Genomic DNA, 26,842 nt, shown 5'->3' on the forward strand with positions numbered 1-26,842 from the left:
GTGGGTGGCCGGCTATGGCTGGTCGATGAACGTGTACAGCTCGGTGATCAGGTTGTTCTTCACGACGACGAAGTCCTGGCCCGAGACTACGGCGGGGGCGTCGGGCGGCGACAGTGCCCAGGAGATTCGGGCGACGTCACCCAGGGCGGTGGGCTCGGCAGTGACGGCGAATGTCAGACCCGCGGAGGGCCCGACCAGCGCTCGAATCGCCTCGATGACCGACTCTGAAATCTCGGATGACGACCTGGTTCATCCGTGGTGACACACGGCCTCGAGGTCGATGCCGTTGAGGTCCCGCACGAAGGATCCGTAGTAGGTCGCGTGGTATTCCGGCTGTAGTCCTGGAGGCCGGAGTTCGGTCGCGCCCGCCGACAGTGCTGCCGCGTGGAATGCGTCGACTGTGGTGCGGTCCGGGGCGCTGAACGCGAGATGGGTGTGGGGGCCGATGGCCGACCCGGTGCGTCGACGATCCAGAAGAAGGGCTTCACCTGCGCCCAGCCGAATGCGACCATGGCGAGCTGGTTCGCTTCGGGTGTGAGCGGCACGCGCATGATCTCGGTGATGCCGAGCGGTGCCAGAGCGGCACCGTACAACTCGGCACTGGCGGCGAGATCGGCGACGCCGATATTGAGGTGGTCGATCTGGGATCCTGTGCGGTCGATGTTCGTCATGCCCTGACGATTCCCGAGATCGCGGACGGTTACGGTCCTGAATCGAATGGATCTACCGTGTTCATTTCTGCGTCGAATCGATGACGGATGTAGTTTGCCCGGGCACGAGAGTCTCGGGCAATGGTGAACCGAGGTAACGACGTCAGGATCGGCCGCGACATTTCGCTGCGGGCCGGAGCCACACGTCGACAGTTTCTGACGTGGAGTGCGTTGGTGGGGGCGCTTGCCTTCACGCCCGAGCTCGCGGGGACATCCGCGACTGCAGGTGCGCAGTCCGTGATCACCCCCGACTATCCCTTCCGTCTCGGTGTTGCCTCCGGTGATCCGTTGCCCGATTCGGTGGTGCTGTGGACCAGACTCGCCACCGATCCGTTCGCCCCGCTGGGCGGCATGACGCCCGGCGTGGTGCCGGTCCAGTGGCAGATTGCTGCCGATGAAAAGTTCGGTCGTATCGCAGCGCAGGGTATCGAGCTGGCAACCGAATCCGACGGTTGGTCCGTTCACGTCGATGTGCGCGGGCTCGAGCCGGCGCGCGCATATTTCTACCGTTTCCTGGTCGGCCCACATGCGAGTCCCGTCGGTCGCACCAAAACTGCACCCGCACTTGGGCAGCCGCTGAGCACCCTCGATTTCGCCTGGGCCTCGTGCCAGAAATGGGAGGACGGGTTCTTCGGCGCGTACCAGGACCTGGCGGCCTCGAATCTCGATGTGGTGTTCTTTCTGGGCGACTACATCTACGAGTACGCGATCAAGAACGAGGGTGCGCGGGCGGGCGAGCCGCGCACCGAGTCGGCGGCCCGAGAAACCATGGTGCTGGCCGATTATCGCGATAGGTACGCCCTGTACAAGGCAGACGAGAATCTGGCGGCGGCACATGCGTCGGCACCGTTCGTCTCGACGTTCGACGACCACGAGGTGGACAACAACTGGGCCTCGCAGATCAGCCAGGACAACGACGATCCACGAGAGTTCCTGCTACGGAGGGCCGATGCGTTCAAGGCGTGGTGGGAGAACACTCCGGTGCGCGCGAACCTGCGGCCCGTCGGCCCGGACATGAAGGTCTATCGCCGGTTCTCGTTCGGTGATCTGGTGGACTTCTCGGTACTCGACACCCGGCAGTACCGCAGCGATCAGGCTCATGGAGACGGTGAGCACGCGCAGGACGCCGAGACGGCGGATCCGGCGCGCACCATCACCGGTGCGGCACAGGAACAATGGATCCTCGACGGATTCGCGTCACCGTCGAGGTGGAACTTCCTGGCGCATCAGACCGTCATGTCCGATCTCGCGCAGGGACAGGGCAACGACCGGAAGGTCGGCATGGATCCGTGGAGCGGCTACGAAGCGTCCCGGCATCGAATTCTCGACGGAGCCAGGGATCGTGGCACGAAGAACGTGGCGTCGATCGTCGGCGACATCCACCGGACGATCGTCTCGGAGTTGCGACGCGACTACCAGGATCAGGTCTCGCCGTTGCAGGGAGTCGAGATCGCCACCACGTCCATCGCGTCGGGCAAGGACGGTGCCGTCATCGACAAGACCGGTGCTGCGATCGCCGACGGTTCACCCCACGTCAAGTACGGAAACGCCCGTCGCGGCTACCTGCGCAGCACCCTGACACCCACCGAATGGCGTTCGGAGGTAAGGGTTCTCGACGCCGTGTCGACGCCGGGTAAGCCGGTTCGCACGGCCATGACGGTCACCGTTCCCGAGGGGCGGCCGGAGATTCAGCTGGGGTAGCGCCTGGTGCCGCAGGCTCATCCCGTGCCGAATGTTCGGATCATGGACCACACCTCGGGCCCCTCACTCGGTGTGGCGTGGCTCGAAACACGGAACCCGGCCCGCTCGTACAGGCGAACGTTGCGCAGATCCGATGTGTCCAAGACCAACCCGGAGGCACCACGTTGCTGAGCTTCCTCGACGGCCTTCTCGAGCAGTAGTCCGCCGATCCCGTGCCCTTGCCGATGCGGTTGCACGCCGAGCGTTTCCAGTGTCCATGACCCCGGTGCCGCGTCGCTGGAGGACAGTCGGTCGATCCGATCTCCGTGTAGCTCGATGATCCGCGCGATGGATTCGTCATCGGGCGGAGGGGCATTTGCGGGCAGTAGTGCAGCGACCCCGGCGTAGTCGGCGGTGAGCAATACGATTCCGTGTCGATGCGCATGTTGTAGGTACAGCTGCTGGAGTTCCTGCAGCGTGGCCAGGTAGTCCTCGGCCGGGATCACCCATCGCGTCCATGGGTAGTCGGCAAATGCGTCGCGCAGTGTGTCGGCCGCTGTTGTCAGATCGTGGTTTTCGGCGAGTCGGGTGGCGGGATGGTGCATGGGTAAAACCTCTGGAAAGACGGCTCAGCGCCCGTCGGCGATGATCTGTGCGACGTTGCGTTCGGCGAGTGCGGTGATGGTCAGTGACGGGTTGGCGGCACCGGTGCTGCCCGGGATCAGGGCACCGTCGACGACGTAGAGCCCGGGGTGGCCCTTGACGCGACCGTAATCGTCGGTGGCGTCGCCGAGTACTGCGCCGCCCAGGGGGTGCGCGGTGAAGGTGTCGTCGACATCGCGGGTGAACGGTTCGGCGGCGACGATGGTGCCGCCGGCCTGCGCCATGCGATTCTGCACGGCGCGTAGGGCTTCGACGGTGTCTCGGCTGCCACCCTTGGGCCAGTTCAGGGTCAATCTGTTTGCGGCGGAATCGAATCCGAAGTTTCCCCGAAGCGGGTCGATGGTCATACCGAGTGAGCCGAGGAAGCCCATGTTCACGGGAACGCCTGGGGTGTACCAGTTCTCGACGGTCAGGGGCAGTCCGGAGTCGTCGACGATGCGGGATGCGCAGGGCGCAGCCTGCGGTCCGGCAGACATCGGTCCGAGGGACCTGGTCATCGAGGCGTCGCCGTTGGTGCCCCAGCCGGTGCCGACGAATTCGTTGAGGTTCGACAATGCTCCGGTGGTGCGTGCGCGCATCAACAGTTCGGTGGTACCGATGGATCCGGCCCCGAGGACGAGGGTGTCGCACGTGAGTGTCCGGGTCTCGACGATGTTGCCGAACGGGTCGAGGCGTTCGATGTCGACGCGGTAGCGGCCGCCGGATTCGCTGCCGATCGCTGCGACGCGGTGGCTGTGGCACACCGTCGCGTTACCGGTGGCTTCGGCTTGGGGGATGTAGTTCTGGGTCAGGTCGTGCTTGGCACCGTTGGAGTTACCGAAAGTGCTTTCCCCGACGGTCGCGGACGGCCGGGAGCGGCCGGCGATCTCGTCGCGCACGACGTTCCAGTTCCAGTTGCCGTCGACTGCTTCGGGGCGGAAGCCTGCACGGCGGGCGTGATCGTCCCAGGTTCGTGAGTGAGCGAAGTTGGGGCTGTTGTAGACGTCCTCGGGCATCGCCGACGGCCGGAGCATGGAACGGGCCTTGGGATACCAGGTGGCTGCCATCTCGTCGTAGTTCAGGCGTCCGCCGAACGAGAGGTCGAAGAATTTCTTGTTCGGTGCGATGGTGACGCCGGTGTAGACCACGGAGCCGCCGCCGACGGCTGCGCCGCGCCAGACCGAGAGGTTCTCGTAGCGGGTGGTGTCGAGGACGCCGCCGAAGAGGTCGACCGGTCCGACAGGGAGACCGGTGATGTTGGTGAACGAGGTCTGCTGCCACAGTCCGCGGCCGTCGGCCGTCATGTCCGCCGTGAAGATTTCGCGCCAGGGGTCGCGCGGCCAGCGCAGTCCGCGCTCGAGAACGGTCACCGCGGTGCCGGCCTGGGCCATGCGTAGGGCGGCGGCGCTGGCTCCGAAGCCGGAACCGATGACGATGACGGGCGAGTGGTCCGGTGGCCGGGGAGGGTCGGCGAACAGTTCGGGTACCAACGACCGGATTCGGTCTGCTCCGATCGGCAGAGCGCCGGCGACGGAGGATCCGGGCAGTCCGGTCGAACTCAGGACCGGGGCTGCAGCGGCGCCGAGCATTCCGGCAGCGGCCAACCGCAACAGTTGCCTTCTATTCACGGCAGTACTTCCCCCTCGGACACCTCGCGGACAGCGCTCCCGATTCTGTCGTGTTTGCGACAAGAAAGCCAACGGTCCGGTCGTATTTCGGGACGGCTCCCAGCTCGGCCTCAGGTTTGCCTGCCAGACTCCGCTCATGGTGTCGGCATCGGTGGCTGTATTACTGCTCGTCGTAGCGGTCACGGGGGTCGTCGCGCACCTGTTCGACGGACGTGGGCAGCCGATGGCGGTCGCTGCGGCTTTGGCACATGTCCTCATGCTCGCGGCTGTGCCCGGAACCGTGTTGGCAGGTGTGGCCTTCGGTGGGTGGGGGCTGGCGGCAGGATCGGCGGTCTCTGCCGCGGCGGTCGCGACCCAGTTCCGGCTCCGCTACCGCCGCGTCGCCCGGAGGCCGAGCGAGTCGGACCTGACGGTGTTGCACGCCAACATCTGGCTGGGCCAGGCCGATCCGGATGCGTTGATCGCGCTCGTCGAACACCATCGGCCGGACGTGCTCACTCTCGTCGAGCTGACGCCCGAGGCCGATGCGAGTCTTCGACCCAGGCTGTCCGAGCTGTTACCGCACGCCCACGTCAGCGCCGGACCCGGAGGCAACGGAACCGGCATCTACAGCCGATTTCCTCTCGCCGACGAGCAGCGGCACGACGGCTTCGTGACCGAACTGCTGTCGGCTCGGGTACAGATGCCGGGCCGGCCGCTGGTGTTCGCGGTCCATCCTGTTCCGCCGTGGCCGCGGGAGCCGTCCGAATGGGTACGTGAGCTCGGGCTGCTTCGGCAGCTGCTGGCCAAGATCCCCGCCGACGACGGACCCGTCGTGGTGGCCGGGGACTTCAATGCCACGCAGGACCACCGGCGCTACCGCGATCTGCAGGACGGCCGATTCGTCGACGCCGCGGTGGCCACCGGAGCAGGCATGCTCAGGACGTATCCGGCGCACACCTGGCACCCGCCGGTCATTGCCATCGACCATGTTCTGGTGGCAGACATGGGGGTTCGTTCGGTGGAGGCCGTGACCGTCCCCGGCTCCGACCACCGCGGCATCCTGGCGCGATTGGCTTTCTTACCGAACCAGGGCTTTCCGAACTAGGGCTTTCCGAACTAGGGCTTTCCGAACTAGGGCTGTGCCGGCAACTGCTGCAGCGACCACTTGTTGCCGTCGGGGTCCGCGAAGTACACGAATGTTCCCCAGCCCTCGTCCTTCGGCTGCTCGACGGTCAGGCCCACCGCGGTGAGGTGGTCGTAGGCCTCCTGGGCACTGTCGACGACCATCAGAATGCCTGCGCCGGCACCGGGTTCGGCGTCGGTGATGCCCTCGCCGATGGCGATGGAGCACGCCGATCCCGGGGGAGTGAGTTGGACGTACCGAATGCCTTCCCACGGGCGTGCGTCGTGGTCGGCATCGAACCCGATCGAGGTGTAGAACTCCTTGGCGCGGTCGACGTCGGTGACAGGGACGGTGATGAGTTCGATCTTCATGGTGAGAGTCATGAAGCAATGATGAGCCCCATTGCGGACAGATTCGGTCCGCGATGAGCAGGTCGTTCCGAGAAATATGCCCGACGCCTCGCCGGTTGCAGCTGATGTGTTCTTCTCACTGCTCGACCGATCCCGCACGAGGGCAGGCGTCGACGACGCCGCAGCGCTCCGTCACACCGTCGAACGCGGCGTGCACGCCGAAAAGCTCGGGCTGCACCGGTTCTGGGTGGCCGAGCATCATGCTGTACCCGGTATCGCTTCGGGCGCGCCTGCGGTTCTCGCAGCGGCGGTGGCGTCGCAGACCTCGCACATTCGCGTCGGATCCGGCGGGGTGATGCTGCCCAACCATCAACCGCTGATCGTGGCCGAGCAGTTTCTGATGCTGGAGTCGCTGTTTCCGGGTCGGGTAGACCTGGGCGTCGGGCGGTCGCTCGGGTTCACCGAGCCGGTGCGCGCTGCCCTGCGTCGAGACCGCGACGCCCCGGATACGTTCGAGGCCGACGTCGCCGAACTGCGGTCGTATCTCGACGGGTCCGGTCCTGTGACTGCGAGGCCGGCAACCGCGCCGCCGCCGATGTTCGTGCTCGCGACCGGTGCCGGTCTCGAGGTCGCCGCCCGCGCCGGGCTGCCGGTGGTCGTCGGTGGCCCGGTATTGCGCGGGGACGACCCACTGGCGCTGTATCGCAAGCACTTTCGGCCGAGTTCGCAACTGTCGGATCCGTACGTGATCGTCTCGCTCGATGTGACGATCGCCGCGGATGCAGCAGACGCGCGCCGTCTCGCACTCCCGGAGGCATGGGCGATGGCGCGATCGCGGCGCGAGGGCGAATTTCCGGCGCTCGAACCCGCCTCGTCGATCGACGAAACGCGGTGGACGCCGCGCACCCGAGATCGGATCGAATCCTCGTTGGATGCAACCATCCTCGGCACGGCCGAGCAGGTCCGGCCCCGGCTCGACGAGCTGATCGAGCGCACCGGCGCGGACGAGGTCATGGCCTCCACGTCGACGTTCGACCGGGCCGAACTGTTCGCCGCGGACGCTGCTTTCGCTCAGCTCTCCGGCGCTGTTTCTTGAACCGGAGCTGTGGGCTGAACCGGAGCTGTGGGCTGGGCCGGTGCCGTATCTGCCAGCGCGGCAACCAGATCGCGTTGAATGTCGGTGGCCGGCACGGTCGCGTCGACCACTGCCGAGACGGGTAGTCGCAGCCGACGGTCGGCCTCGGTGCGAAAGACGAGGCCGGTTTTGGGTGTGCTCTCGGCCGTGCTGGCGTAGAGGATCGACCAACATTGCGGGTGGTTGAGCAGTTCGGCGCTCGCGGTGTGATCGGACGCCACCGGCGGGCCGAAGGTCAGTGGAAGCCCACTGCGTTTCATCTCGCGTTCGATGACGCGGTGCAACAGGATCTGCTCGCTTCGTTTGGGCAGCAGCAGTGGGTATTCGGCGAGTTGGCTCAGGCTCGGGTTGGGTTCCCCGGCCAGGGGATGGCCCTCTGCGAGGACGACGACGAGGTCCTCGGTCCACAGTTCGGTGACGTGCAGACCGGAGCGTTCGACGCTGCCGCGGATCAGTGCCACCTGGCAGTCACCCGACGTCACCGCTTCGATCTGTTCTGCGAATCGTTTGAGAACGAAGTCGATCTCGGCGTCGGGATGGCGTTCGCGTACCGCGACGATCGCCGAGATGGCGTTCGCGGCGAAAGTCATGTTTCCGGTGAGGCGGAGTTGGTTTCGACGCCTGGTCGTCAGCGCCAACGCTGCCTGTTCGAGCTCCACCATGTGGCGGGCGATGGACACCAATTGTGCTCCGACGACTGTCAATCGGACTGTGCGTGAGGTGCGCTCGAACAGCGGCTCACCGATCTCGCGTTCGAGCTTGGAGATCTGCAGACTGATCGCCGACTGCGAGACGTAGCACCGCTCGGCGGCACGGGAGAAGTTGAGTTCTTCCCCGACCGCGAGGAAGTACTTCAGTTGCCGCAGCTCCACGGCTACCTCCATTCATGAGTTCTGCTCATGGATGCTATTTCAACTTTCGCGTTGATAGCGCAGGAACGGCGGAGTTTCATGGAGGTAGTTCTTCGATCTACAAGAAATGTGTGCTCGGAAAGGGAAGTGCTGTGAAAACGTACGACGTCGTCATCGTGGGTTCGGGATTCGGAGCGTTGGCCGCGGCCAAGGCTCTGGGCAAGGCCGGTGTGACGTTCTCTCTGATCTCCAGCACCACCGAGCACCTGTTCCAGCCGCTGCTCTACCAGGCAGCCACCGGGATGATCTCGACAGGCGAGATCGCCCCGCCGATCCGGCGCATTCTCGCGCAGTACGACTCAGCCGATGTGCGTCTGGGCCGAGTGGTCGACGTCGACCCCGAGAGCCATCAGGTCACCTACGTCGGTGGCGGCGAACGCCACACCATCGGTTTCGGTCGCCTGATCGTCGCAACCGGAGCCACTCAGGCCTACTTCGGTCGCGACGAGTTCAAGGACCGCACCTTTGCGCTCAAGACCGTCGACGACGCAATCGCCCTGCGTGAGCAGATTCTGAGCTGCTACGAAAAGGCGCACCAGACCACCGATCTCGACGTACGCAAGGAGCTGCTCAGCTTCGTGGTCGTCGGTGCAGGCGCGACCGGTGTCGAACTGGCCGGCCAGATCAGGGATCTCGCGCACCGCTACTTCGCCGGTTCGTTCCCCGATATCGGACCCGACGACGTCACGGTCACCCTCGTCGACGGTGTGAAAGAGGTGCTCCCCGCTTTCGGCGGCAAGCTCAGTGCCTATGCGCGCACCAAGTTGGAGAAGTCGGGCGTCGACGTCGTCACCGGTGCCATGGTCACCGATATCGCCGACGACGTCGTGACTGTGCAGGACGTCGACACGAAGACCTCGCGCACCTACCCGGCCAAGACCGTGATCTGGTCGGCCGGCGTTCAGGCCAGTGAGCTGGCGGCGACGATCGCCGAGCGCACCGGGTGCGAGACCGATCGGGCCGGTCGGTTGCTCGTGCACGACGACCTCACCGTCGGTACCGCGAAGGACATCTACGCGATCGGCGACGTGACCTCGCTGCACAAGCTGCCGGGACAGTCGCCGGTCGCGATGCAGCAGGGTCGCCACGTAGCCAAGACGATCATCGGAAAGGTCGACGCGGGAACGCCGTTCAAGTATGTGGACAAGGGCAGCATGTCGATCGTGGGCCGATTCAGTGCGGTGGCTCGGTTGTTCGGCAAGGTCGACATGTCCGGACCGATCGCTTGGTTGATGTGGCTCGCGGTGCACCTGATGTACCTGGTGGGCTTCCGCAATCGTTACGTTGCAGTGGTGTCGTGGATGACGTCGTACATCGGCGACAAGCGACCGCACTTCCAGTACACCGACAAATCCGGGTCGATGCTGGAACTTGCCGACGAGACATCGGACAGCGAGACATCGGACAACGAGGAACGTTCAGCGGCCTAGGATTCGGATAGGGTTAGCTGCTCACCAGACCGTTGCGGTAGGCCCAGATCACCACGTGCACTCGGACGTACGACGCGGTGGTCCACAGAAAGCCTTAGCACTGCCCCCACACCAGGCAGGCGGCTAGGCTCACCGGCGTGATCGTCCTCCGGGCCCTAGGGCGTCAACCCAAGATGTTCTGGGTCTTCGTCTCGGTTGCAGTCATCGCACTGGGAGTGATCGTGGCGGGCCTCCGTGCGCCGATTGCCGGGGACATCGACATCCCCGAGACCCCAGGATCGACCGACGCTCTTGGAGAGTCTTTTTCCCCGAGGGATTCGTCGGCGACGATCCCTGGATGCGACGTGGTCGAGGCCCTGGACGGGCGAGCCGTTGCGTTCTATCAGGCCTTGGAAGAGTCCTACGACAATCCCCGTTACCCGTGGTTCTCCGGGCGGAAGGCAACCGCCCTGTCCGACGCTCTAGCGGCGGCGCTACCGGCGGGCACGGATATCGAGTTTCCATCGGCCGGAACGAGTGCGTTCGGCACGGAGTCGGCGCTTCGTTTCGGTCCCGTTCAAGGGCCGTCCTCCGACAGCTCGGTGGATGACCCATCGTTGTTTGCGGGCAGCAAGGCAGCAGGATTGCTCATTCGACACGGCCGGGGCGTCGACATCACCGTCACCATCTCGAAGCAGACATACGGCGTGCCGCCCTGCGTCGGTGGCAGTCTGGACAGCAGACAGGTGCTGGGAGACGGCACGGTGATCGACGTGTCGGAGTCCATCAGCGAAGGTTCCGGGAGGACTTCGGTCATCAGGTCGGTGTCTGCGTATGCGCCCGACGGGACGAACCTGCAGATTCAGGCGACTCAATTCGTGTCCGCGGATGAGGCGCTGTCGATGGACGACCTGGTGTCGATGGCGTCGAGGAGCGATCTTCGCATCGACGCACCGATACCGCGCGGAACCCGGTCGGAACCGCCCCCGTGCGGCACGCGGGCAGGGGTGCAGGATGGGCCGCCGGTGACCGCGGCAGATGCAGACCGCCTCGGTCGTGCCCTGGACCGTGCTCGTATCCGCGCTCTGCGGGCCGTCGTTGCATTCGACCAGCCGATGACGTCGATGTGGCGCGTGGCCTTCTCGGTCGATACGTTGTGCACGACCGGCACGATCGTCAGCCCCGACTCGAGAGGTGTTGTGAACGTGTCGATCACAGGTGGGCAGCCACTTCCGAAGATCGCCGACAAGTACGACCCGGATGTCGATCGGTCGGTCGATACGGTTCGCCTGCCGGACGGATCCATCTCCGAGCGAACGAAGCGCGGTGGCAGGACCGTGACTGTCACGCGGCCGTCGGGCACTCGCGTTCGTATCTCGTCGACGTCGGCGGGCGAACTCGTCACCGTTGCCAACCTGGAGTCCATCGCGACTGCACCGGGGCTGGACTTGTGAGCGACCGGTGGCCCGTGTGGCTGGCGGGCACCGCCGCAGTCGTAAGTATCGTTGCTGCCCTGATCGTCGTGCAGGAGAACGCTCCGCCGACGGTAGCGATGGCTCCGGAATCTGCGGACCCGACGCCCTCGGTGGTTCCGCTTCCGCCGGAGGTCAAGTGGTCGAGGTCGGCCGAGGAGGTCTACGGTCGAAAGTTCGCCCAATTTCGTGATCCTGGTGCGGGGAACCAAGGCTATTCCAGTGCAGCAGCTTTCATCGATGCCGGTGACGTGTACATCACGGCAATTGGGCTGCCCGATCCCTCCAATGGCAATTTCGACGCTCCGGCTATCGTGGGGCTCGACGCGTCGGACGGATCCACCGTATGGCGACGTGACGACGTTCGAGTGGACGCGTGCGCCGACCGACTTTTGCTCGGAAGTCTGATCTGCGTCTCGGGCGTCGACTCGGTCGAGCTGGATTCGACAATCGTTCTGATCGACGCCACGACCGGTGAAGGCCGTTCCATCCGAACGCCGCAGCATGTGCTCGCGGTCGGGACCGACGGTGCGTCGGTCTACACAGTCAATTCCACCGTGACACCGCAGGGTTACGAGGGCACGCCGCAGCTGCGGAAGGGCTCGGTGGACGATCTCGACCGCGACTGGATCAGCGAGTTCCCCGGCGTCGCCATCTACGCGGCTTCACGGGGGACGGCCATCACTGTCGACGGGACCTACGGACTGGGCCGGTTCGGTTCGACGGCAATAGGATTCGACTCCGTCACCGGGGTCATCACCTGGTATCGGGGGTACCCCGACAGGTGTGTGCAACAGCCGTACCGGATACAACCTGCACTGGTGATCATGACCGAGGCGGTGTGCTCGCAGTCCGAATCGTTCACCGGCACTGCGGCAGTGGCGTCCAACGGCCGTATCGTTGCCAGATCACCGACGCCGATCTATCCCTATCCTGAGATCGACGCCCCAGCCGACCTCTCGTTACCGATGATCGTCGGTGACACCGCATTCGAGCGAACGACTGGAGCGTTCGCTTGGTCGAGCCCACTGTTGGCCTCCACCAACGGAGTAGCGGTCGTCGGTGATGTTGTCATCGTGCGTGCACCTGGAACCGCCCATGTGACGGCCCTCGATCTGAGAACCGGGTCCGTCCGGTGGGAGGACGACCCCGGCGACTACTATCCGATCACCGCATCCATCGACGGTCTCGCTTATTTCTCGGTAGGCGGTGTCGTACAGTCCATCGCTCTGAACGATGGTTCGACCCGTCGGCGTACAGAGATCGAGCCGACACCGGACCCCTACGCATCGAATCGTCACCTGGGATCGCGGGTGACGCAGTCCGGCGATCGGCTGGTCTATTCGTCCACAGCAACGCTTGCTGTCCTCGACCGTAGGTAGCCCGCTGCGGGTGCACCTACAGTGGAAGTACGCATATACGGCATACGAAACCCGGGAGTCGACGATGGCAGGCAAGAAGATCGACAGAGTCCATGCACAGTCCGCGCTGGAAACGGTTCGCGAGAATCCCGGTACTGCATTGATTGCCGCCGCACCTGCATTGGTGGTGCTCGCGGTGGTGTGGTGGCTTCTCGGATTTCCCGCCGCGCTGATTCTGCTGATCGCCGCAGGCGGTGCCGGCTACCTGTATCTCCGGAACCGTTAGTCGGGTCTACGCGCCGTCGGAATCGGCGCGGGGGATGCAGAATTCGGTGATCGTGGCGGTACTCGCTGCCAGCTCGGCCCAGCTGCATTCGGTGGTCAGCACAGCGATCGCCGAGGTGGGAAAGCGGTGTCGCACTTCGCGGGCCACGTCGGTGTCGTCGTCGACGGCCAGTTCGAGTGCCGTCCACGGGATTCCGGGCTCGTGCCCGACGACCAACAGTGTCGAGACGGTCACGTCGTCGAAGTAGGTGTCTGCCAGTTTGATTTCGTCGATGATTTCGTCGGCCGAACCACCGTAGATGTCTCGCTCGAAGCGGGTGGGTGCATCGCCGAGGCCGGTGGCGGCCAAGGTCTCGCGAGTCCGCAGAGCCGTCGAGCACAACACGGCGTCGACGGAGCCGACGTGCTCGGTGATCCAGGCTCCCGCCAGTCCTGCTTCCCGTTGGCCGCGTGGAGCCAGTGGCCGCTCGTGGTCGGGCACGCCGTCGGGGTAGCCGGATTTTCCGTGCCGCATCAGCACGAGGGTCCTAGTGGTCGCCATGCCGTCCACCGTAAACGGTCAGGGCAACCTCGTCGGGAACCACGTTCACCGGCTCGGGGAAAACGAACTTCCGCATTGCCCACCACCGGAAGGCGGTGGCGAGCAGGGTGCCGACGATGGATCCGCTGACGAAGTCCGCGATGTTCTCGGTGATGAAAGACACGTTGGGAGCGCGCAGATCCAGCACGTAACTCGACACCCAGAGCGGCAATTGGTTGATGGCCAGACCGGTCCCGGCGACGGCGAAGAACAGCGCTGCTTCGTGATGGCGACGTCGTCCGCCGCGGGCAGTGAACGACCATTCCCGGTTGAGAACGTACGACACGATCGTCGCGATCAGCACGGCCAGAACATTGGCTGTCACCGGCTTGTCCTGCAGGATCGTCCACTTCAAGCCGAAGAACAGCACGACGGTGACGACGAAGGTGATTGCTCCGACGATGAGGAACTTCAGAGCCTCGGCGTGCTTGACGAGGGGCGCGAGCCAACGCTCGGGAACGTGGTCGGTGAGGCGGTCGGACACATGCATCCCATCGACGTTACCTCGAGTAACGGGTTGGGTAGTCCCATCAACGATAGGCTCGCGGCACTATGGGCCGCCCGAAAACCAGTGCTCGCTTGTCCGTTCTGATCGTATTCTTCGTCAACGGCGCGGTGTTCGCCAACTGGGCACCCCGCATTCCCGAGATCCAGAACTCGTTGTCCATCGATGTAGCCACGCTGGGTCTCGCTCTCGCCGGGGTCGGTGTCGGCGGGCTTGCCGCAGCACCCGTTGCCGCCGTGCTGGTACACCGGTTCGGCAGTCGGTGGGCTGTTCTCGCGTCGGGACTCTTGTTGTGCGGTGCGTTCGTGCTCCCCGCTGTGGCGGTGTCGTGGTGGACGCTGCTGGCAGCTCTGGTCCTGCTCGGCGGGGCCGACGCGGTGATGGACATTTCCATGAACGCCCAGGGAGTTCTCGTCGAGGAGCGGGCCGGTCGGTCTCTGCTCAGTGGCTTTCATGCCGCGTGGAGCGTCGGGGCTGTGGTGGGCGGAGTGACGGGTTCTGCGGCCGCGGGTGCTCGCCTTCCGGTCGCAGTGCACTTCGCCTGCGTCGCCGTGGTGCTGGTTCTTGCGCTCGCGGCGGTCGGCCGGGGTCTGTTGGGTCCGGATGCGCGGCCGGACGAGTCCGCCGACGGCCCAACTCCTCAGCAGGCCGTCGGCCGTCCGATTGCGGCGCTCGCCCTGCTCGGCGCGGTGGTTCTGCTGGCCGGCCTGATGGAGGATTTTCCGCAGTCCTGGAGCGCGGTGTACATGACGGCCGAACAGGGTGCCGGTCCTGGCGCTGCCGGTCTGGCGTTCGTCGCGTTCTCGGTGGCCATGTTGGTGGGACGCCTGGTGGGTGACCGGATCGTCGATCGGTTCGGACCGTCGTCGGTACTGACGGGTGGCGCAGCGTTGGTTGCGGTCGCATTTGCGGGCATCGCGGGGCTGTCGGTGCTCGCCGTCGACGTGCCTGTACTGGTCATCGCTGCATTCGCGGTCGCCGGCCTGGGTTCGAGTCCGCTGTTTCCCATCGTGTTCAGCCTGGCCGGACGGCTTCCCGGCGTCTCGTCGGCTGCGGCGATCTCGACCGTGTCGCTTATCTCGCGTGCCGGATTTCTGCTGGCACCGTTGGTGGTCGGGCGGGTCGTCGAGGCATCGGGCTTCGGGTCGGTATTGGCCGCGATTGCTGCCGCGGGCGTCGTCGTCGCGGTGATCGGGTGGCTCTACGGCCGCAGATTTCCGGTGGACTCGGTTCAGGACTGCGGCTCCAGATAAGAGCGCAACAACCGACGTACCTCGTCGGCCGTGAGTTGCTCGGGATACGTCACCGCCTGCAATGTCAGTCCGTCGATGTAGGTATGCAGTTCGGCCGCGGCATATTCGTCGACGGTGCTGTCGAATGTGAATGCGGGGGAGTCCGGTCGATCGAGATCGTGCAGGTGCGCCCACGCGAGCCGGCACAGGTACCGGCTGCCGAACCACCCGGCCGTTTTGAGGGCGGCGAGTCGCTCGTCGAATCTGGCACGCACGAGCGCTTCCAGCCACACCGATGCCTCGGCACGGCGGTCCTCGTCGAGTGGCAGTAGTTCCTCGAGGACTCGGATCGCGCGAACAAGGCCGTCACCGCCGGCCGGATGCTCCTCCAACCGATGTACGACGCGTTGCGTCATGGCCTCGGCCGCGAAGAGGACAAGTTCTCCTTGATCGGAGAAGTAGTACCGCAGTGATCCAGGGGAGACGCCGGCTTCGGCAGCGACGCTGCGTACCGTCGCCCCGTTCATTCCTGCTCGTTCGATGACGCGCCACACGGCGGCGACGATCTCCGCTCGGCGTGCGTCGTGGTCGACGATCTTCGGCATCGGTCTGTTCTAGCACGAGAGCGTTTTTTCGACACGACTGTGCTGAAACCGTGTTACGGTACAGCTGTGTTAATTAAGCTCGCCGGGCTTGCGCTGGTGGACAGCATCGGAGTCGGGACACTTGCAGTTCCGTTGTGGATGATGCTGCGGCCGTCGTTTCGGGCAGGTGTCGTTCTGCTCCATCTGTGTGTGTTGGGGCTGCTGTACCTCGGGGTCGGTATCGCCGTCTGGGCGGCCTCCGACGGCCTGAGGGTGGCGATTCCTGGTGACGCGTGGATTCGGTTGGCGGTGGGTGTTGTAATCCTGCTCGTGGGGGTGGTCTGCGACCGTCGGCGTCGAGTCCCCAGCAGTGCGTGGTGGACGCGGCCCCCGGGAAGTGTTCGCGGGGTTGTTCTGCTCGCGGTCGCTGTGGGCGCGGTGGAGGTGGCGACGATGCTGCCCTACTTTTCGGCAATTGCCATCGTGGGAGATGCGGACCTGGGGCGGTTGTCCTCGGTGTCGATTCTGGCGGCGTACGTGCTTGTGATGCTGTCGCCTGCCCTCGTCCTGCTGGCTGTCGGAGTGGTTGCGCAGGAGCGTATTTCGTCGGTCACGCGACCGCTGGTGCGGCGCGTGGACCGTTGGACCGGCGACGTAGCGGCAACGGTGTCGATCGTGGTGGGCGCACTACTTGCCGCGGATGCGGCAATCGAACTGAACCTGGTCTGACCTGATTGTGGTCCGAATCGATGAAAGGGAAGCGATGAAGGCAAGAGATGCGGGCAGCATCGTCGTGATCGTCGTCGGAGCTGTGCTGGCGCTGTTCTTCTGGGACCTGCAGTTCTCCTGGTTCCAGGGCGGCCCGATCGGCTGTGTTCTGGTGGTGCTCGCGATGGTCGACGTATGGGAATCGCGTCGCGGCACCCCGAGGAAGGGGCTGCTCGCGGAACTGCGAAACGACATCGTAGGAACGAAAGATTCGAGCGATGAGTCCGACCGTGACACTCGGCCGTGAGTGGCACCGCCGGTTCGTATCGCCGGGACCATACTGATTTCTCGGCCGAGGCGTGATAAACAAGCTGTTCGGCGATCTGTATCGAGCGGAATGGTGGTGGTCCGGTGACGACCGGTGTCGACGCGGGTCTTCGTGCTCGCTCGCCTCGGCGTGGTCTGACCGCTGCCGGTACCGCCGTGATGGTTGCGGCTCTGGTGGTCGGGTGGGTCGTCGTGTATTTCATCGGCTTGGTGGGTGCGCTGTGGCGTTTTCGTGAGCCGCATGCGCCGGCACCAGTCCTCACGATGCACGATCAGTGGACCGATCTCGCGGTCGGCGCACTGCAGGTCGTTGTGGGGGCTATCGCGATCGGCGCGGTGCATCTCGCACGGCGACGGACTTTGCCGGCGGTGATGCCTCTGCGGCATGGCTCCGCGCGCGAGGCTGCGTTGACTTGGTGTGCTGCGATCGGCGCGGCGTCGGCGATAGTGCTCGTATTGTCGCGACTGAATATCGTTCGGTTCGGGTTCTCTATCCCTGCCTCTGTCGAATCAGAGTGGCTTGCAGTCGTTTCGGCGCTCGCTGTCGGTCTGCGGGAGGAGCCGATTCTGGTGGCTCTGCCGGTTCTGCTGTTGGTGGGCAGGATGCCGATCTGGGCGATCATGGGGTTGTCGGCAACGTTGCGGGGCTTCCTGTACCTGTATTTCGGCGGCGGCGGATTCCTGTGGGCAGCCATATGGGGCGCGGCGGCGGTGTGGGTGTATTACCGATATCGGCGATTGTGGGTCCTGATCCTCATTCATGGATTCGTGATGAACATCCAGGTCTTCGACCGGGTGATTCCGTCCGACAATTCGGCGACGGTGCTGCAGTGGATCAACATTTTGATCCTGTTCGCGGCCCTGCTGTGGTGGATCACGCCCCGCGCCCTCGATGCGTTCCTGCCGAACACGGTGGCTGTCCGTTCCAACGATCGGGCTGTCGAGACGACGCCTGTGGTGACCGACGTCGTGCTGAATCCAGAGAACGCGAACTCCGACCGATCCAGAGACGAACCACCCGTCAAGCCCTGACCATGCGCGCCTCGTGGCATTCCCACGTCGAGTCGAAGCGGGCTTCGCCGTCCAGCTCGAACCCGTTCTTGCGATAGAAGGCAATCGCGCGCTCGTTGGCCGCGGCCACCCACAGATACGCAGCGGGAGTGTCCTCACCTAGTGCGTCGTTCATCAACGCCAGTGCAATGCCGGTGCCGTGGTGTTCGGGAAGAACGTTCAACGACCACAATTCCCTGTGCGCGGGCGGATTTTCGTCGCGCGGGGGTCCTCCGGTCGTGAAGCCGACAATGCGTGAGTCGGCGACGTCGACTGCACATCGGGTGCGAACTCCGCGCGCAGACGACTCGTGGCGATGGGCGATGATCTGCTGCCACCGTTCGATGCGGTGCGCGGGCCTCATCGCATCCAACTTCGCACCGTTGATCATTCCCGCATACGTTGCCTTCCAGATCGCAACGTGTGCTGTACCGATCTGCTGCTCGTCGCCGGGCCGGATGTCACGAATCGAGTAGCTGCGCATGGTGCCGTTATACCGGCCCGAACTCGGTGACCGAATCGAATTTTCTTGTCGGACCCCTCTCGTACTATCGAATACATGTTCGATACCGGGGGGTGGGGAGCGGTGGAGACGCCGTCGGTCGATGACTGTATTGCGGGGTTTCTCGATGTCATCGCGCTCAGCCGTGTCCAGGAGAATCTCGCCCGGGCGGGGACCGTCCTGGCGTACTGCGACGTGCTCGAAATGCGGTTGGAGGCTGCTGAATCCGACGGTGGGGACCCCGGCGAGACCGTTCGCGGCGCGTTGTGCGACTTGGCCGTGACGATGACCGGTACGCGTCGTGATGCGGGGGTGATGCACGACGTTGCGGAGCGTTTACATCGAATGCCGTTGACGGCCTTGCGTTTCGTGACCGGCAGCTTCGACTGGTCGACGGTGGTCACCATCACCTCGGTGTTGCATCGCGCCAGTGACGAGACCATCTCGACAATCGAATACGAGGTCTGCGCCGCAGGGGGCCGAATGCGTCCGCAGGCCTTGCGGAACCGAATCTGGCGGTTGTGGATGAGGGCCGATCCGGACGGCGCTGCGCAGGCTCGCGAGACCGCGAAGTCGGAGGAAGTCGGAGTGCGGATCGACCGCACCGGTCCCGGCGGTATTTCGTCGCTCATCGCAAAAATCACGCATCTCGAGGCGGCCGAAGCGGATGCGCTCATCGTCGAGATTGTGGGGACTGTCTGCAAGGACGATCCGCGGTCGACGGGGATGCTGCGGGCGGCGGGACTGATGGCGTTGCTACACGGCGAACATTCGCTGGCCTGTCAGTGCGATCTGGGCGACGACTGCCCGGTTGCGGGTGGCACCGATGATCTCCCTCCTCGGCGCGGGCATCTCCTTCAGATCGTGGTGGCGGTGGAGACGCTGCTGGGACTGTCCTCGGATCCCGCGACCTTGGCGGACGGGACGCCCATCGATCCGGAGGTGACGCGCATCGTCGCCACCGACGCGAAATGGCAGGCCATGCTGACCGAGTTGGTCGACATGCTCAAACCCGAGGGAAACAGTTCCGGCGACGACGGCGACGACGGCGAGGGCGACGACGGCCCTGAGGGTGGTGAGTGCGGCGACGACGACGAGGGCGACGACGGCCCTGAGGGTGGTGAGTGCGGCGACGACGACGAGGGCGACGACGGCCCTGAGGGCGGTAACCCGAAAGGTGGAGGACCGTCTGGCAGAGGGCCGGATGGCGGTGACCCGAACGGCGTGAATCCTGATGGCAATTCCGGCCCTGACGGCGATTCCGGTCCCGACAGCCATGGCGGTTCCGACGGCGATGCCGGTCCTGACGACGATGCGGGTCCAGGCACCGGCGACCAGGACGACCGTCGCAGAGAAGAACCGGACAGCGGTGGATACTCGCACCGCGGTAAGTACAGCGGTCGAGACCCGGGCAGCGGTCAGGACCCAGGCTTGCGGTTGTCGACCGGTTTGTTGCTACGTCGAGTGGTGGGCATCGGGCGCGTGCGCGGTGCGGGCGAGCTTCCGTCGATACGCGGGGCAGGTGGCTGCGCGCGTTCACCCGCAGCCCCTGTGCTGGGGGAGGAGTCTGTCCGCGATGGGCTGGTCGCGCGGTGGCTCGCATGGATTGCCGAGAAGCCCGAGCGTGCTCGGGGCATCTTTCCCGACGGCCACGGCGGGGAGCGCAGTCCATCTCAGGCTGCGGTGACCTATCGACCCAGTGCCCGCGTCGCTGCTGTCGTTCGGGCCGCGTATCGCACGTGCACGTTCCCCCGTTGCGACGTGCCGTCGGCGCGGTGCCAGATCGATCATCTGGTGCCGTTCGATCAGGACGATCCGCGGCGGGGAGGTTGGACCATCGTGACCAATCTTCAACCGGTGTGCGTGTTCCATCATCAGGCGAAGACCTCGAAAACGTGGTCGGCGGCGATGGTGGCCGGAGGGGTAATTCTGTGGTCGAACTCGCTCGGGTTGCGCTCGATCACGTTGCCGGACTTGTCGATCGGATCGCACGCGGGTCGCAGCCGACGTCGGAAGCGGTCTGCGGAACTAGTGAAGTCCCTGTCCGAACCGACCCGATGGGAACTCGACTACAGCGGATCCGCACCCCCGACGCTCGCGGACTTCCGTGCTGCCTCGACGGACTCGGCAAGGAAGAGGCTCGCAGAGAAGAGGCGGGCCTATCTCGAACATTGCCGCGTTGTACACGCACGCATACGACAGGACTGGAGTCGATACGATCCCGCGCCCTTCTGACGCCGGCACGGCCGGTGCCCGATAGGTGGTCAGGGCCACGCACCTGCTACCTTGAACGCCGTTCAAGTATCTGGGGCAGGTGATCGCCCCTTCCTCGAGGAGCCACCGTGTCAGGTATCGACAGCAGTACTCGCCCGCCGAGCCGTAAGGTCGGTCGAATGAACGTCTCCGCCCGCGACATGGCGCAGATCGCGGTGTTCGCGGCGCTCATCGCCGCGCTCGGACTGCCGGGATCGATCACGGTGGGCTTCTCCGGAGTCCCGATCACCCTGCAGACCCTCGGCATCATCCTGGCCGGCGCAGTTCTGGGACCACGCAAGGGCACGGCCGCAGTACTCGTGTTCCTCGCCCTGACGATGATCGGCCTGCCGCTGTTGGCGGGCGGACGCACCGGCCTCGCGGCGATGGCCGGCCCCACCGTCGGATACCTGATCGGCTGGATTCCCGCAGCGCTGATCATCGGTTGGCTCACCGCCCGCATCCTGCCGAAGTACTCGATCGTGCTCGGACTGCTGATCAACGCCGTCGGCGGGATCCTCGTCATCTACATCTTCGGCACCATCGGATTGCTGCTCCGCACCGACGTCGGGCTCTGGGCCGCGATCACCACCAACGGACCGTTCCTGCCCGGCGACATTGCCAAGGTCGTCGTCGCCACGGTCGTCGCCAAGAGCGTGCACCGCGCTTACCCGGGACTGATCAAGAGGTGACTTTTACGCTGGGAGGTCGAGGCCAGGACACCGCCATCGTCTGGCGCGGTCGCAGTCTCTCTTACGCCGAACTCGACGCCGCCGTCGAGCAGTGGCCTCACCTCCCGGCACACGCCCAATCACACGACGCCCAATCACACGACGCATCAGCACTGGATCTGCCGGACGCGTTGGTCTGTGTTGTCGCGGCGGCTCGGCAGGGGTGCGCGGTGCGAGTCGAGGACCCGGCCGCCAGGCCCGAACGCAGCGGCGACCCCGATCCCGACGCCTTCCTGCTGGTTGCGACCTCCGGTTCCACCGGCAGACCCAAGCCGCTCGCGCGGACCGCGGCGTCGTGGGTCGACAGCTTCGCCGAGTTCACCGCCATCACCGGCATTCATCCCACCGATTCGGTAGCGATCACCGGACCCCTGCACGCCACGATGCATCTGTTCGCGGCACTGCATGCGCTGTGGCTCGGTGCCTGTGTCACCGGCGACTGTGCGCAGGCCACGGTGGTACATGCGGTCCCTGCGGTGTTGCGGGACGTCGCTCCGCGGATGCCGCACCTTCGGATCGCGGTCGTTGCTGGAACGATGCTGGACTCCGTTGCAGCTCAGTCTGTTCCGGACAGTGTGAGACTGGTCGAATATTATGGGGCCGCCGAGTTGTCCTTGATCGCAGCGAGGGTGGTGGGTGAGCAGCCGTCATTGGTACTGCTTCGCCACGTCGAGGTGCGCACCGACGACGGATACCTGTTCGTGCGGTCCCCCTACGCCGCCTCGAGTGCACGTGCTTGGTTCGCCGTCGGCGACCTGGCCGACGTGCGTGGCCGGGAACTCGTCGTCCACGGGCGCGGAGATGCGGCGATCAACGTCGGTGGCACCACCGTGATCGCCGAGGACGTCGAGCGAATTCTGGTCTCGATCGACGGCGTCCTCGCCGCCGCGGCGATCGGGACCCCGCACTCCATTCTCGGCGAAACCGTCTCTGCCGTGATCGAACTCGACGGTTCACGCGATCTGGACGTGGTGCGCGCCGATGCCCGAGCGATCATGACCAAAGAGGCACTACCGAGGCGGTGGACGGTGGTACAGCAGTTGCCCCGCACCGCCAGCGGAAAAATCGCACGCGGGGCCCTACTAGCTAGAGGGGCACTGGCATGACGCCCACACCCGTTGTAGTCGCGGGTAAACGGACCGCGATCGGTATCGCAGGGCACGGGTTCGCCGATGTCACGGCACCTCACTTGGCCGTAGCGGTTCTGAAAGCTGTTGCTGCAGAGATCGATCCGCTCGGTGTTCCGATCGACGACGTGATTCTCGGCAACTGTCTCGGCCCAGGCGGTGACGTCGCCCGAGTGGCGGCCTTGGGTGCCGGGCTCGGTGTCGCCGTCCCCGGGGTCACCGTCGATCGGCAGTGTGGATCCGGGTTGGACGCGCTCGCCCAAGCCGCGTCGCGCATCCGGAGCGGCGACGAGACGATGATTCTGGCCGGGGGAGTCGAATCTGCGAGTACCAGCCCGTGGCGGTTCTGGCCGCCCGTCGGCGACGCGGAGCCGGTCCGCTACACCCGAGCGCCGTTCGCGCCCGACGGTTTCGACGACCCGGACATGGGTGTTGCGGCGGATGATCTCGCGCGGCGTCGTGGGATCGGTCGCGAACGCCAGGATGCCTATGCCGCACGGTCTTTCGCCCGAGCGGCAGCGTACGACTTCTCCGCGGAAATCGTGGCTGTGAACAACATGGATACCGACGAGCGCATTCGGCCCAACATGACGACGCAGCGCCTGGGCAGGCTGCGCCCCACGTTCAGCACAGACGGGACCGTGACCGCCGGTAATTCGTGTGGAATCTCCGACGGCGCAGCCGCTCTGGCGGTCACCAGCCTCGAGCGAGCCGCAGGCATGCCGGCGCTGCGCATTCTCGGCAGCGCTGTTGCCGGGTCCGATCCTGCCCTTCCCGGGCTCGGACCGGTACCCGCGATCGACAAACTGCTCGCCCGCACCGGGGTGGCGCTGAGCGACATCGAAACAGTCGAGATCACCGAGGCCTTCGCGTCGGTCGTGCTTGCCGTCGCGGACGAGCTCGGCATCGACGAGGACCGCATCTGCCCGGACGGTGGTGCCATCGCAATGGGGCATCCGTGGGGAGCGTCGGGCGCAATATTGTTGGTGCGGTTGCTCTCTCGTATGCTGCAGCCCGGAGGCCCCGCGCTGGGGTTGGCGGCCTGCGCTATCGGCGGCGGGCAGGGAATAGCAATGCTGGTGGAGAGAGTGTCATGAGTACGGTCGCCTTCGAGAACATCTCTCACGCCTTCGGCGAGCGGCAAGTGTTGCGCGGCATCGATCTCGAATTCGACGAACGCCGTATCGGCATCATCGGGTCCAATGGATCGGGAAAATCCACGCTGGCCCGCATGATCAACGGGTTGATCAAGCCCGATACCGGCCGGGTCACGGTCGACGGAATCGACGCGGCCAAGAAGGGCGCGCAGGTCCGCAAGAAGGTCGGCTTCGTCTTCACCGATCCCGACTCTCAGATCGTCATGCCCACCGTCGCTGAGGATCTCGCGTTCTCGCTACGGAGGTCCGGGCTCAGCAAGACCGAGGTGGCCGAGCGTGTCGACGAGATGCTCGTCAGGTTTCGACTCGATCGGCACCGCGACCACCCTGCTCACCTGCTGTCCGGTGGACAGAAGCAGTTGCTCGCCATCGGGGCCGTCCTCATCCGGCGGCCCGAGGTGATCGTCGCGGACGAGCCGACGACATTGCTCGATCTGCGTAACGGCCGCGTCGTCGCAGACGCCTTGAATTCGATGGACCAACAGGTCATCGTGGTGACTCATCAGCTGGCATTGCTGGACGGCTTCGAGCGCGTCATCGTCATCGACGACGGGCGCATTGCATTCGACGGCACCCCGGCTGCCGCGGTCCCGGCCTACCGCGAGTTGATCGGATGATCGGTCTCTACCGCCCCGGTGATTCGTTGCTGCATCGGATGAGTCCGGGATCGAAACTGCTGGCGCTGATCGTTGCCATTCTGGCGGCGGTGATTTTCGCACGCACACCGCTCGAGGTCGGCGTGGTTGCCGTGATGGTCGCAGTACTGTTCGCGGTCGCCCGCATCCCTGTCAAAGTTGCTCTGGCGCAACTACGTCCGGTGCTGTGGATGCTGCTGATCATTGGCGTGTTTCAGGTGATCATCACCACCTGGCAACGCGCAGTGGTGGTCTGCGGAGTGCTGATCGTCTCCGTCGCGTTGGCCGCTTTGGTCACGCTGACCACCCGGGTCACCGACATGCTCGATACCGTCACCCGAGCCCTCGGTCCCGTCCGCCGCTTCGGCGTCGACCCGGATCGAATCGGTTTGCTTCTGGCCCTTGCCATTCGCTGCATACCGTTGTTGGCGTCGATCGTGCAGGAAGTGTCGCAGGCCCGAAAGGCCCGCGGCCTGCAGTGGTCGATGACGGCCCTGGCCACACCGGTGTTGGTGCGCGCGCTCCGTACCGCTGATGCGATGGGCGATGCCCTGGTGGCGCGCGGTGTCGACGACGACGGTGTGGATGACGACGGTGCAGATGACGAGTGATCTTCTCACCGCGCGGATAGCGCAGCATTGCGACCGGGCAGACATCGCGATCGTCGACGCGACAGATCGGATCACGTACCGGGATCTGTGGCGTCGGGTTGAAAGAACCGCCGGGTCGATGGCCGGGATGCGTCGCATCGCGGTGTTGCCGACGTCGGACATCGACTCGCTGGTCGTCGTCTCGGCCGCGATGCATGCCGGCGTGAGTGTCGTTCTGCTGCATCGGCATCTGCTACCCGGCGAATTCGTCGACGCGATGTCGGTCACTGCACCGTCGCTCATCGTGGCCCATCCGCGTCAACACGCACGATCGCACAGGTGGGGTGCCGACGCGGTGCTGGCACCCGAGCAGCTCGCCGGCGACCGTGTCGCGCGCGTGGATCCGCCGGCACGCAGCGCCGAACTGCTCGTGGGCATCACCTCCGGAACCACCGGCCCACCGAAATTGTTCGTTCGTGATCAGGCGTCCTGGGCGGCCACGCTCGACCGTTCCGATTCTCTGTTCGATCTCGGTCCGGGCGACAGAGTGTCTGCATCGGGAACTCTCGATCACACGCACTTTCTCTACGGTGCGTTGCACGGGCTTACTCGCGGCGCGACGGTGGACCTGCGCACGGCGGCTGCTGCTCTCGAAGATGCTCCGACACACCTGTATTCGGTACCGACGATCGCCTGGGACATCGCGCGGTCGCATGTGCAGTACCCCAGCGTCCGCGAGGTGCTCTCTTCCGCGGCGCGATGGCCGCAGTCGGGTCGGGCGGCACTTGCCACGGTGCTACCGAACGCGACCATGACGCACTTCTACGGCGCGTCGGAACTGAGCTTCGTCTCCTACGACCGTCGAACTTCCGAGGGGGCGGAGATCGAGGGGGCGGAGATCGAGGGGACGCTGTTCGACGGCGTCGAGGTGGAGACCAGGGGAGAACTGCTGCACGTGCGCAGCGACATGCTGTTCGACGGCTATCTGAGTCGGGTGGGTGAGCACACCAGCCTGACGGACGGACCGGTCGACGGGTGGATGACGGTCGGTGATCGCGGCAGCGTCGACCAGGGCCGGCTGACTTTGCTCGGCCGCGGCAGCGAGACGATCGTTCGAGCCGGCCTCACGGTCGAGTTGCCCCCGATCGAGGCGGCGCTGTTGTCGGTCCCCGGTGTTCTCGATGCCGGAGTTCTGGGCCTGCCCGATGACCGAGCAGGAGAGATACCGGTCGCCGGAGTGGTTGTTGCACAGAATGATTCACCGACGGTGGCGCAGATACGGCGGCGCCTGCGTTCGTTGCTACCCGACCCGAGTCTGCCCGTCGTCATCGCGATCGTCGACGGTTTGCCGCGTACCCCGCGCGGCAAGCTCGATCGTCAGGCCCTGGGTGCAACCTTGGCGACGGTCCGGACCGTCGGTTCGCCCGAGGCTCCGGTGACGACGAACCAGACGGTCAGCGCTCCGCCCTCGTAGCGGTGACGCAGCGTCACGCGTTCGTTCGCCAGTACGGGCGTGAGGTATTCGATGACGGCGCGGTGGGGCGCTGCGGCCAGGTGCGGCAAGTCCACCAGCAGTTCTTCGACCGCGTGCCAGTACGCCGCGTTGTTGAGGTGATTGAAGGGGTCGATATCGGTTGCGCGCAAGGGGAATTCGATATCGTCCTGGGATTGCGACGGTACCGGTTCGGTCAGCCACGCCTTCCAGCGCAAGCGGTGCTGATCGGTGGTCTTGGCCAGCATCTCCAGTGCCCCGTCGCTGATGCGCGTCGGCATGCCGGTGTCCTTGCTGATGTTGATCCAGAAGCCCTCGGTCTCGATGCGACCGCCCTTGGGGGTCGTCACCGCCACCCGCATGTTGGACCAGCGCGTCGACATCGAGGAACACCAGCGCCGCAGGTGCACGCGGTCGGGAAAGTGGATGGGCTCGAACACGTCGATGACGGTGCGTCGCACGATCCACATCGGGTCGGTCTTACCCAGAGGGGTGGCGTCGAGATTGTCGGTGCCGATGTCCTGGAGGTAGCGCGCGACACCGTCGAACCGCAGTCGGTTGTTGGGGTCGATGTCGCCGGTACGTACTGGCCAGCTCGTCTCGAAGCCTTCACCGGGCGGCGGCTCGGGTGCCAGTTCGTCGTCGAAGCCGGCCGGTTCCACGCGTGCATTGGTCACGTCC

The 26,842-nt window shown here is 65.2% G+C and carries 30 protein-coding genes; 20 read left to right on the top strand and 10 right to left on the bottom strand.

The genetic code is table 11. From position 1 onward, the window contains the following. Positions 1 to 25 precede the first annotated feature (25 nt). Positions 26 to 262 carry a hypothetical protein gene (locus tag CH268_RS20405; protein WP_094665729.1) on the top strand — a complete coding sequence of 79 codons (237 nt, stop codon included), beginning with the start codon at positions 26 to 28 and terminating at the stop codon, positions 260 to 262. On the opposite strand, the gene CH268_RS28470 is transcribed toward CH268_RS20405, so the two are convergent. After that, positions 250 to 504 (bottom strand): VOC family protein, encoded by a 255-nt coding sequence (locus tag CH268_RS28470; protein WP_369597517.1) that lies wholly within the window; start codon positions 502 to 504, stop codon positions 250 to 252. The genes CH268_RS20405 and CH268_RS28470 overlap by 13 nt on opposite strands. On the opposite strand from CH268_RS28470, the gene CH268_RS27970 reads away from it, so the two are divergent. Continuing rightward, complete coding sequence (locus tag CH268_RS27970; protein WP_176458007.1) at positions 385 to 678, top strand: hypothetical protein; 294 nt, start codon at positions 385 to 387, stop codon at positions 676 to 678. The two genes, CH268_RS28470 and CH268_RS27970, sit on opposite strands and share 120 nt — an antisense overlap. A 113-nt stretch (positions 679 to 791) precedes the next feature. After that, positions 792 to 2,411 (top strand): alkaline phosphatase D family protein, encoded by a 1,620-nt coding sequence (locus CH268_RS20415; RefSeq protein WP_094665730.1) that lies wholly within the window; start codon positions 792 to 794, stop codon positions 2,409 to 2,411. 17 nt (positions 2,412 to 2,428) lie between these two features. Here the strand turns inward: CH268_RS20415 and CH268_RS20420 are convergent, their stop codons facing one another. Both CH268_RS20420 and CH268_RS20425 read right to left on the bottom strand, forming a co-directional pair. Then, a complete protein-coding gene (locus CH268_RS20420; RefSeq protein WP_094665731.1) occupies positions 2,429 to 2,995 on the bottom strand; it encodes a GNAT family N-acetyltransferase in 567 nt (188 codons plus the stop codon). A 24-nt stretch (positions 2,996 to 3,019) separates the two neighbouring features. Then, entirely contained in the window at positions 3,020 to 4,660 is a 1,641-nt protein-coding gene (locus CH268_RS20425) for a GMC oxidoreductase (RefSeq protein ID WP_027498205.1), read from the bottom strand. Positions 4,661 to 4,796: 136 nt separating this feature from the next. Between CH268_RS20425 and CH268_RS20430 the strand changes: the two genes are divergently transcribed. Continuing rightward, positions 4,797 to 5,747, top strand: a complete 951-nt coding sequence (locus CH268_RS20430; RefSeq protein ID WP_032399425.1) for an endonuclease/exonuclease/phosphatase family protein — start codon at positions 4,797 to 4,799, stop codon at positions 5,745 to 5,747. A gap of 26 nt (positions 5,748 to 5,773) precedes the next feature. On the opposite strand, the gene CH268_RS20435 is transcribed toward CH268_RS20430, so the two are convergent. Next, positions 5,774 to 6,148 carry a VOC family protein gene (locus CH268_RS20435; protein WP_032375389.1) on the bottom strand — a complete coding sequence of 125 codons (375 nt, stop codon included), beginning with the start codon at positions 6,146 to 6,148 and terminating at the stop codon, positions 5,774 to 5,776. A 64-nt stretch (positions 6,149 to 6,212) separates the two neighbouring features. Between CH268_RS20435 and CH268_RS20440 the strand changes: the two genes are divergently transcribed. Then, positions 6,213 to 7,211, top strand: a complete 999-nt coding sequence (locus tag CH268_RS20440) for an MsnO8 family LLM class oxidoreductase (protein ID WP_094665732.1) — start codon at positions 6,213 to 6,215, stop codon at positions 7,209 to 7,211. On the opposite strand, the gene CH268_RS20445 is transcribed toward CH268_RS20440, so the two are convergent. Beyond that, on the bottom strand, positions 7,187 to 8,122 hold the full coding sequence (locus CH268_RS20445) for a LysR substrate-binding domain-containing protein (RefSeq protein ID WP_032381391.1): 936 nt from the start codon (positions 8,120 to 8,122) through the stop codon (positions 7,187 to 7,189). The genes CH268_RS20440 and CH268_RS20445 overlap by 25 nt on opposite strands. 131 nt (positions 8,123 to 8,253) lie before the next feature. Here CH268_RS20445 and CH268_RS20450 point away from each other — a divergent pair, with 131 nt between their 5' ends. From CH268_RS20450 to CH268_RS20465, 4 genes are all read left to right on the top strand, one after another. After that, entirely contained in the window at positions 8,254 to 9,591 is a 1,338-nt protein-coding gene (locus tag CH268_RS20450; protein ID WP_094665777.1) for an NAD(P)/FAD-dependent oxidoreductase, read from the top strand. A gap of 137 nt (positions 9,592 to 9,728) precedes the next feature. After that, positions 9,729 to 11,024: a hypothetical protein gene (locus CH268_RS20455; RefSeq protein ID WP_141215176.1), complete on the top strand. Its 1,296-nt coding sequence runs from the start codon at positions 9,729 to 9,731 to the stop codon at positions 11,022 to 11,024. Further along, entirely contained in the window at positions 11,021 to 12,424 is a 1,404-nt protein-coding gene (locus CH268_RS20460; RefSeq protein WP_094665734.1) for an outer membrane protein assembly factor BamB family protein, read from the top strand. The genes CH268_RS20455 and CH268_RS20460 overlap by 4 nt, the downstream gene beginning before the upstream one ends. A 64-nt stretch (positions 12,425 to 12,488) precedes the next feature. Beyond that, positions 12,489 to 12,689: a hypothetical protein gene (locus CH268_RS20465; RefSeq protein WP_094665735.1), complete on the top strand. Its 201-nt coding sequence runs from the start codon at positions 12,489 to 12,491 to the stop codon at positions 12,687 to 12,689. Between the two features lie 6 nt (positions 12,690 to 12,695). Here CH268_RS20465 and CH268_RS20470 read toward each other — a convergent pair whose 3' ends face one another. Beyond that, a complete protein-coding gene (locus tag CH268_RS20470; RefSeq protein ID WP_032390682.1) occupies positions 12,696 to 13,229 on the bottom strand; it encodes a SixA phosphatase family protein in 534 nt (177 codons plus the stop codon). After that, the gene (locus CH268_RS20475) at positions 13,216 to 13,758 is read right to left on the bottom strand and encodes a GtrA family protein (protein ID WP_027498197.1); all 543 of its coding nucleotides are present in this window, start codon (positions 13,756 to 13,758) and stop codon (positions 13,216 to 13,218) included. The genes CH268_RS20470 and CH268_RS20475 overlap by 14 nt, the downstream gene beginning before the upstream one ends. 89 nt (positions 13,759 to 13,847) lie before the next feature. On the opposite strand from CH268_RS20475, the gene CH268_RS20480 reads away from it, so the two are divergent. Next, the gene (locus CH268_RS20480; RefSeq protein WP_176458008.1) at positions 13,848 to 15,026 is read left to right on the top strand and encodes an MFS transporter; all 1,179 of its coding nucleotides are present in this window, start codon (positions 13,848 to 13,850) and stop codon (positions 15,024 to 15,026) included. On the opposite strand, the gene CH268_RS20485 is transcribed toward CH268_RS20480, so the two are convergent. Beyond that, complete coding sequence (locus tag CH268_RS20485) at positions 15,005 to 15,610, bottom strand: TetR/AcrR family transcriptional regulator (RefSeq protein WP_094665737.1); 606 nt, start codon at positions 15,608 to 15,610, stop codon at positions 15,005 to 15,007. The genes CH268_RS20480 and CH268_RS20485 overlap by 22 nt on opposite strands. A 66-nt stretch (positions 15,611 to 15,676) precedes the next feature. Here CH268_RS20485 and CH268_RS20490 point away from each other — a divergent pair, with 66 nt between their 5' ends. The 3 genes from CH268_RS20490 (at position 15,677) to CH268_RS20500 (ending at position 17,656) form a co-directional block, all read left to right on the top strand. After that, a complete protein-coding gene (locus CH268_RS20490) occupies positions 15,677 to 16,318 on the top strand; it encodes a GAP family protein (RefSeq protein ID WP_167328958.1) in 642 nt (213 codons plus the stop codon). Between the two features lie 34 nt (positions 16,319 to 16,352). Beyond that, a complete protein-coding gene (locus CH268_RS20495; RefSeq protein WP_032386248.1) occupies positions 16,353 to 16,604 on the top strand; it encodes a hypothetical protein in 252 nt (83 codons plus the stop codon). A 104-nt stretch (positions 16,605 to 16,708) separates the two neighbouring features. Next, complete coding sequence (locus tag CH268_RS20500; protein ID WP_094665738.1) at positions 16,709 to 17,656, top strand: CPBP family intramembrane glutamic endopeptidase; 948 nt, start codon at positions 16,709 to 16,711, stop codon at positions 17,654 to 17,656. Here CH268_RS20500 and CH268_RS20505 read toward each other — a convergent pair. Then, positions 17,646 to 18,158, bottom strand: coding sequence for a GNAT family N-acetyltransferase (locus CH268_RS20505; protein ID WP_094665739.1), 513 nt, complete (start codon positions 18,156 to 18,158; stop codon positions 17,646 to 17,648). The two genes, CH268_RS20500 and CH268_RS20505, sit on opposite strands and share 11 nt — an antisense overlap. Before the next feature lie 75 nt (positions 18,159 to 18,233). On the opposite strand from CH268_RS20505, the gene CH268_RS20510 reads away from it, so the two are divergent. From CH268_RS20510 to CH268_RS20540, 7 genes are all read left to right on the top strand, one after another. Further along, positions 18,234 to 20,411, top strand: a complete 2,178-nt coding sequence (locus CH268_RS20510) for an HNH endonuclease signature motif containing protein (protein WP_094665740.1) — start codon at positions 18,234 to 18,236, stop codon at positions 20,409 to 20,411. 158 nt (positions 20,412 to 20,569) lie between these two features. Then, the gene (locus CH268_RS20515; RefSeq protein ID WP_239535631.1) at positions 20,570 to 21,121 is read left to right on the top strand and encodes a biotin transporter BioY; all 552 of its coding nucleotides are present in this window, start codon (positions 20,570 to 20,572) and stop codon (positions 21,119 to 21,121) included. Beyond that, complete coding sequence (locus CH268_RS20520; protein ID WP_094665741.1) at positions 21,118 to 22,266, top strand: AMP-binding protein; 1,149 nt, start codon at positions 21,118 to 21,120, stop codon at positions 22,264 to 22,266. Before CH268_RS20515 ends, CH268_RS20520 begins: the two co-directional genes overlap by 4 nt. Continuing rightward, the gene (locus CH268_RS20525) at positions 22,263 to 23,384 is read left to right on the top strand and encodes a thiolase family protein (protein WP_094665742.1); all 1,122 of its coding nucleotides are present in this window, start codon (positions 22,263 to 22,265) and stop codon (positions 23,382 to 23,384) included. The genes CH268_RS20520 and CH268_RS20525 overlap by 4 nt, the downstream gene beginning before the upstream one ends. Further along, positions 23,381 to 24,061 carry an energy-coupling factor ABC transporter ATP-binding protein gene (locus tag CH268_RS20530; protein ID WP_027498187.1) on the top strand — a complete coding sequence of 227 codons (681 nt, stop codon included), beginning with the start codon at positions 23,381 to 23,383 and terminating at the stop codon, positions 24,059 to 24,061. The genes CH268_RS20525 and CH268_RS20530 overlap by 4 nt, the downstream gene beginning before the upstream one ends. After that, entirely contained in the window at positions 24,058 to 24,690 is a 633-nt protein-coding gene (locus tag CH268_RS20535) for an energy-coupling factor transporter transmembrane component T family protein (protein WP_094665743.1), read from the top strand. The genes CH268_RS20530 and CH268_RS20535 overlap by 4 nt, the downstream gene beginning before the upstream one ends. Next, positions 24,626 to 26,143, top strand: coding sequence for an AMP-binding protein (locus tag CH268_RS20540; RefSeq protein WP_255182464.1), 1,518 nt, complete (start codon positions 24,626 to 24,628; stop codon positions 26,141 to 26,143). The genes CH268_RS20535 and CH268_RS20540 overlap by 65 nt, the downstream gene beginning before the upstream one ends. Here the strand turns inward: CH268_RS20540 and CH268_RS20545 are convergent. Then, the gene (locus CH268_RS20545; RefSeq protein ID WP_255182465.1) at positions 26,047 to 26,838 is read right to left on the bottom strand and encodes an acyl-[acyl-carrier-protein] thioesterase; all 792 of its coding nucleotides are present in this window, start codon (positions 26,836 to 26,838) and stop codon (positions 26,047 to 26,049) included. The genes CH268_RS20540 and CH268_RS20545 overlap by 97 nt on opposite strands. Positions 26,839 to 26,842: the final 4 nt, after the last annotated feature.

The organism is Rhodococcus sp. 06-1460-1B, assembly GCF_002258475.1.
GTDB classification, from domain to species: Bacteria; Actinomycetota; Actinomycetes; order Mycobacteriales; family Mycobacteriaceae; genus Rhodococcoides; species Rhodococcoides fascians.

Bases quoted from the DNA above. Each gene is read 5' to 3' on its own strand.
- CH268_RS20525 (WP_094665742.1), top strand. From the start codon at position 22,263: ATGACGCCCACACCCGTTGTAGTCGCGGGTAAACGGACCGCGATCGGT.
- CH268_RS20435 (WP_032375389.1), bottom strand. From the start codon at position 6,148: ATGACTCTCACCATGAAGATCGAACTCATCACCGTCCCTGTCACCGAC.
- CH268_RS20415 (WP_094665730.1), top strand. From the start codon at position 792: ATGGTGAACCGAGGTAACGACGTCAGGATCGGCCGCGACATTTCGCTG.
- CH268_RS20420 (WP_094665731.1), bottom strand. From the start codon at position 2,995: ATGCACCATCCCGCCACCCGACTCGCCGAAAACCACGATCTGACAACA.
- CH268_RS20440 (WP_094665732.1), top strand. From the start codon at position 6,213: ATGCCCGACGCCTCGCCGGTTGCAGCTGATGTGTTCTTCTCACTGCTC.
- CH268_RS20535 (WP_094665743.1), top strand. From the start codon at position 24,058: ATGATCGGTCTCTACCGCCCCGGTGATTCGTTGCTGCATCGGATGAGT.
- CH268_RS20505 (WP_094665739.1), bottom strand. From the start codon at position 18,158: ATGCGCAGCTACTCGATTCGTGACATCCGGCCCGGCGACGAGCAGCAG.
- CH268_RS20530 (WP_027498187.1), top strand. From the start codon at position 23,381: ATGAGTACGGTCGCCTTCGAGAACATCTCTCACGCCTTCGGCGAGCGG.
- CH268_RS20510 (WP_094665740.1), top strand. From the start codon at position 18,234: ATGTTCGATACCGGGGGGTGGGGAGCGGTGGAGACGCCGTCGGTCGAT.
- CH268_RS20475 (WP_027498197.1), bottom strand. From the start codon at position 13,758: ATGCATGTGTCCGACCGCCTCACCGACCACGTTCCCGAGCGTTGGCTC.
- CH268_RS20465 (WP_094665735.1), top strand. From the start codon at position 12,489: ATGGCAGGCAAGAAGATCGACAGAGTCCATGCACAGTCCGCGCTGGAA.
- CH268_RS20485 (WP_094665737.1), bottom strand. From the start codon at position 15,610: ATGCCGAAGATCGTCGACCACGACGCACGCCGAGCGGAGATCGTCGCC.
- CH268_RS20430 (WP_032399425.1), top strand. From the start codon at position 4,797: ATGGTGTCGGCATCGGTGGCTGTATTACTGCTCGTCGTAGCGGTCACG.
- CH268_RS20515 (WP_239535631.1), top strand. From the start codon at position 20,570: ATGAACGTCTCCGCCCGCGACATGGCGCAGATCGCGGTGTTCGCGGCG.
- CH268_RS20470 (WP_032390682.1), bottom strand. From the start codon at position 13,229: ATGGCGACCACTAGGACCCTCGTGCTGATGCGGCACGGAAAATCCGGC.
- CH268_RS20405 (WP_094665729.1), top strand. From the start codon at position 26: ATGAACGTGTACAGCTCGGTGATCAGGTTGTTCTTCACGACGACGAAG.
- CH268_RS20540 (WP_255182464.1), top strand. From the start codon at position 24,626: ATGCCCTGGTGGCGCGCGGTGTCGACGACGACGGTGTGGATGACGACG.
- CH268_RS20495 (WP_032386248.1), top strand. From the start codon at position 16,353: ATGAAGGCAAGAGATGCGGGCAGCATCGTCGTGATCGTCGTCGGAGCT.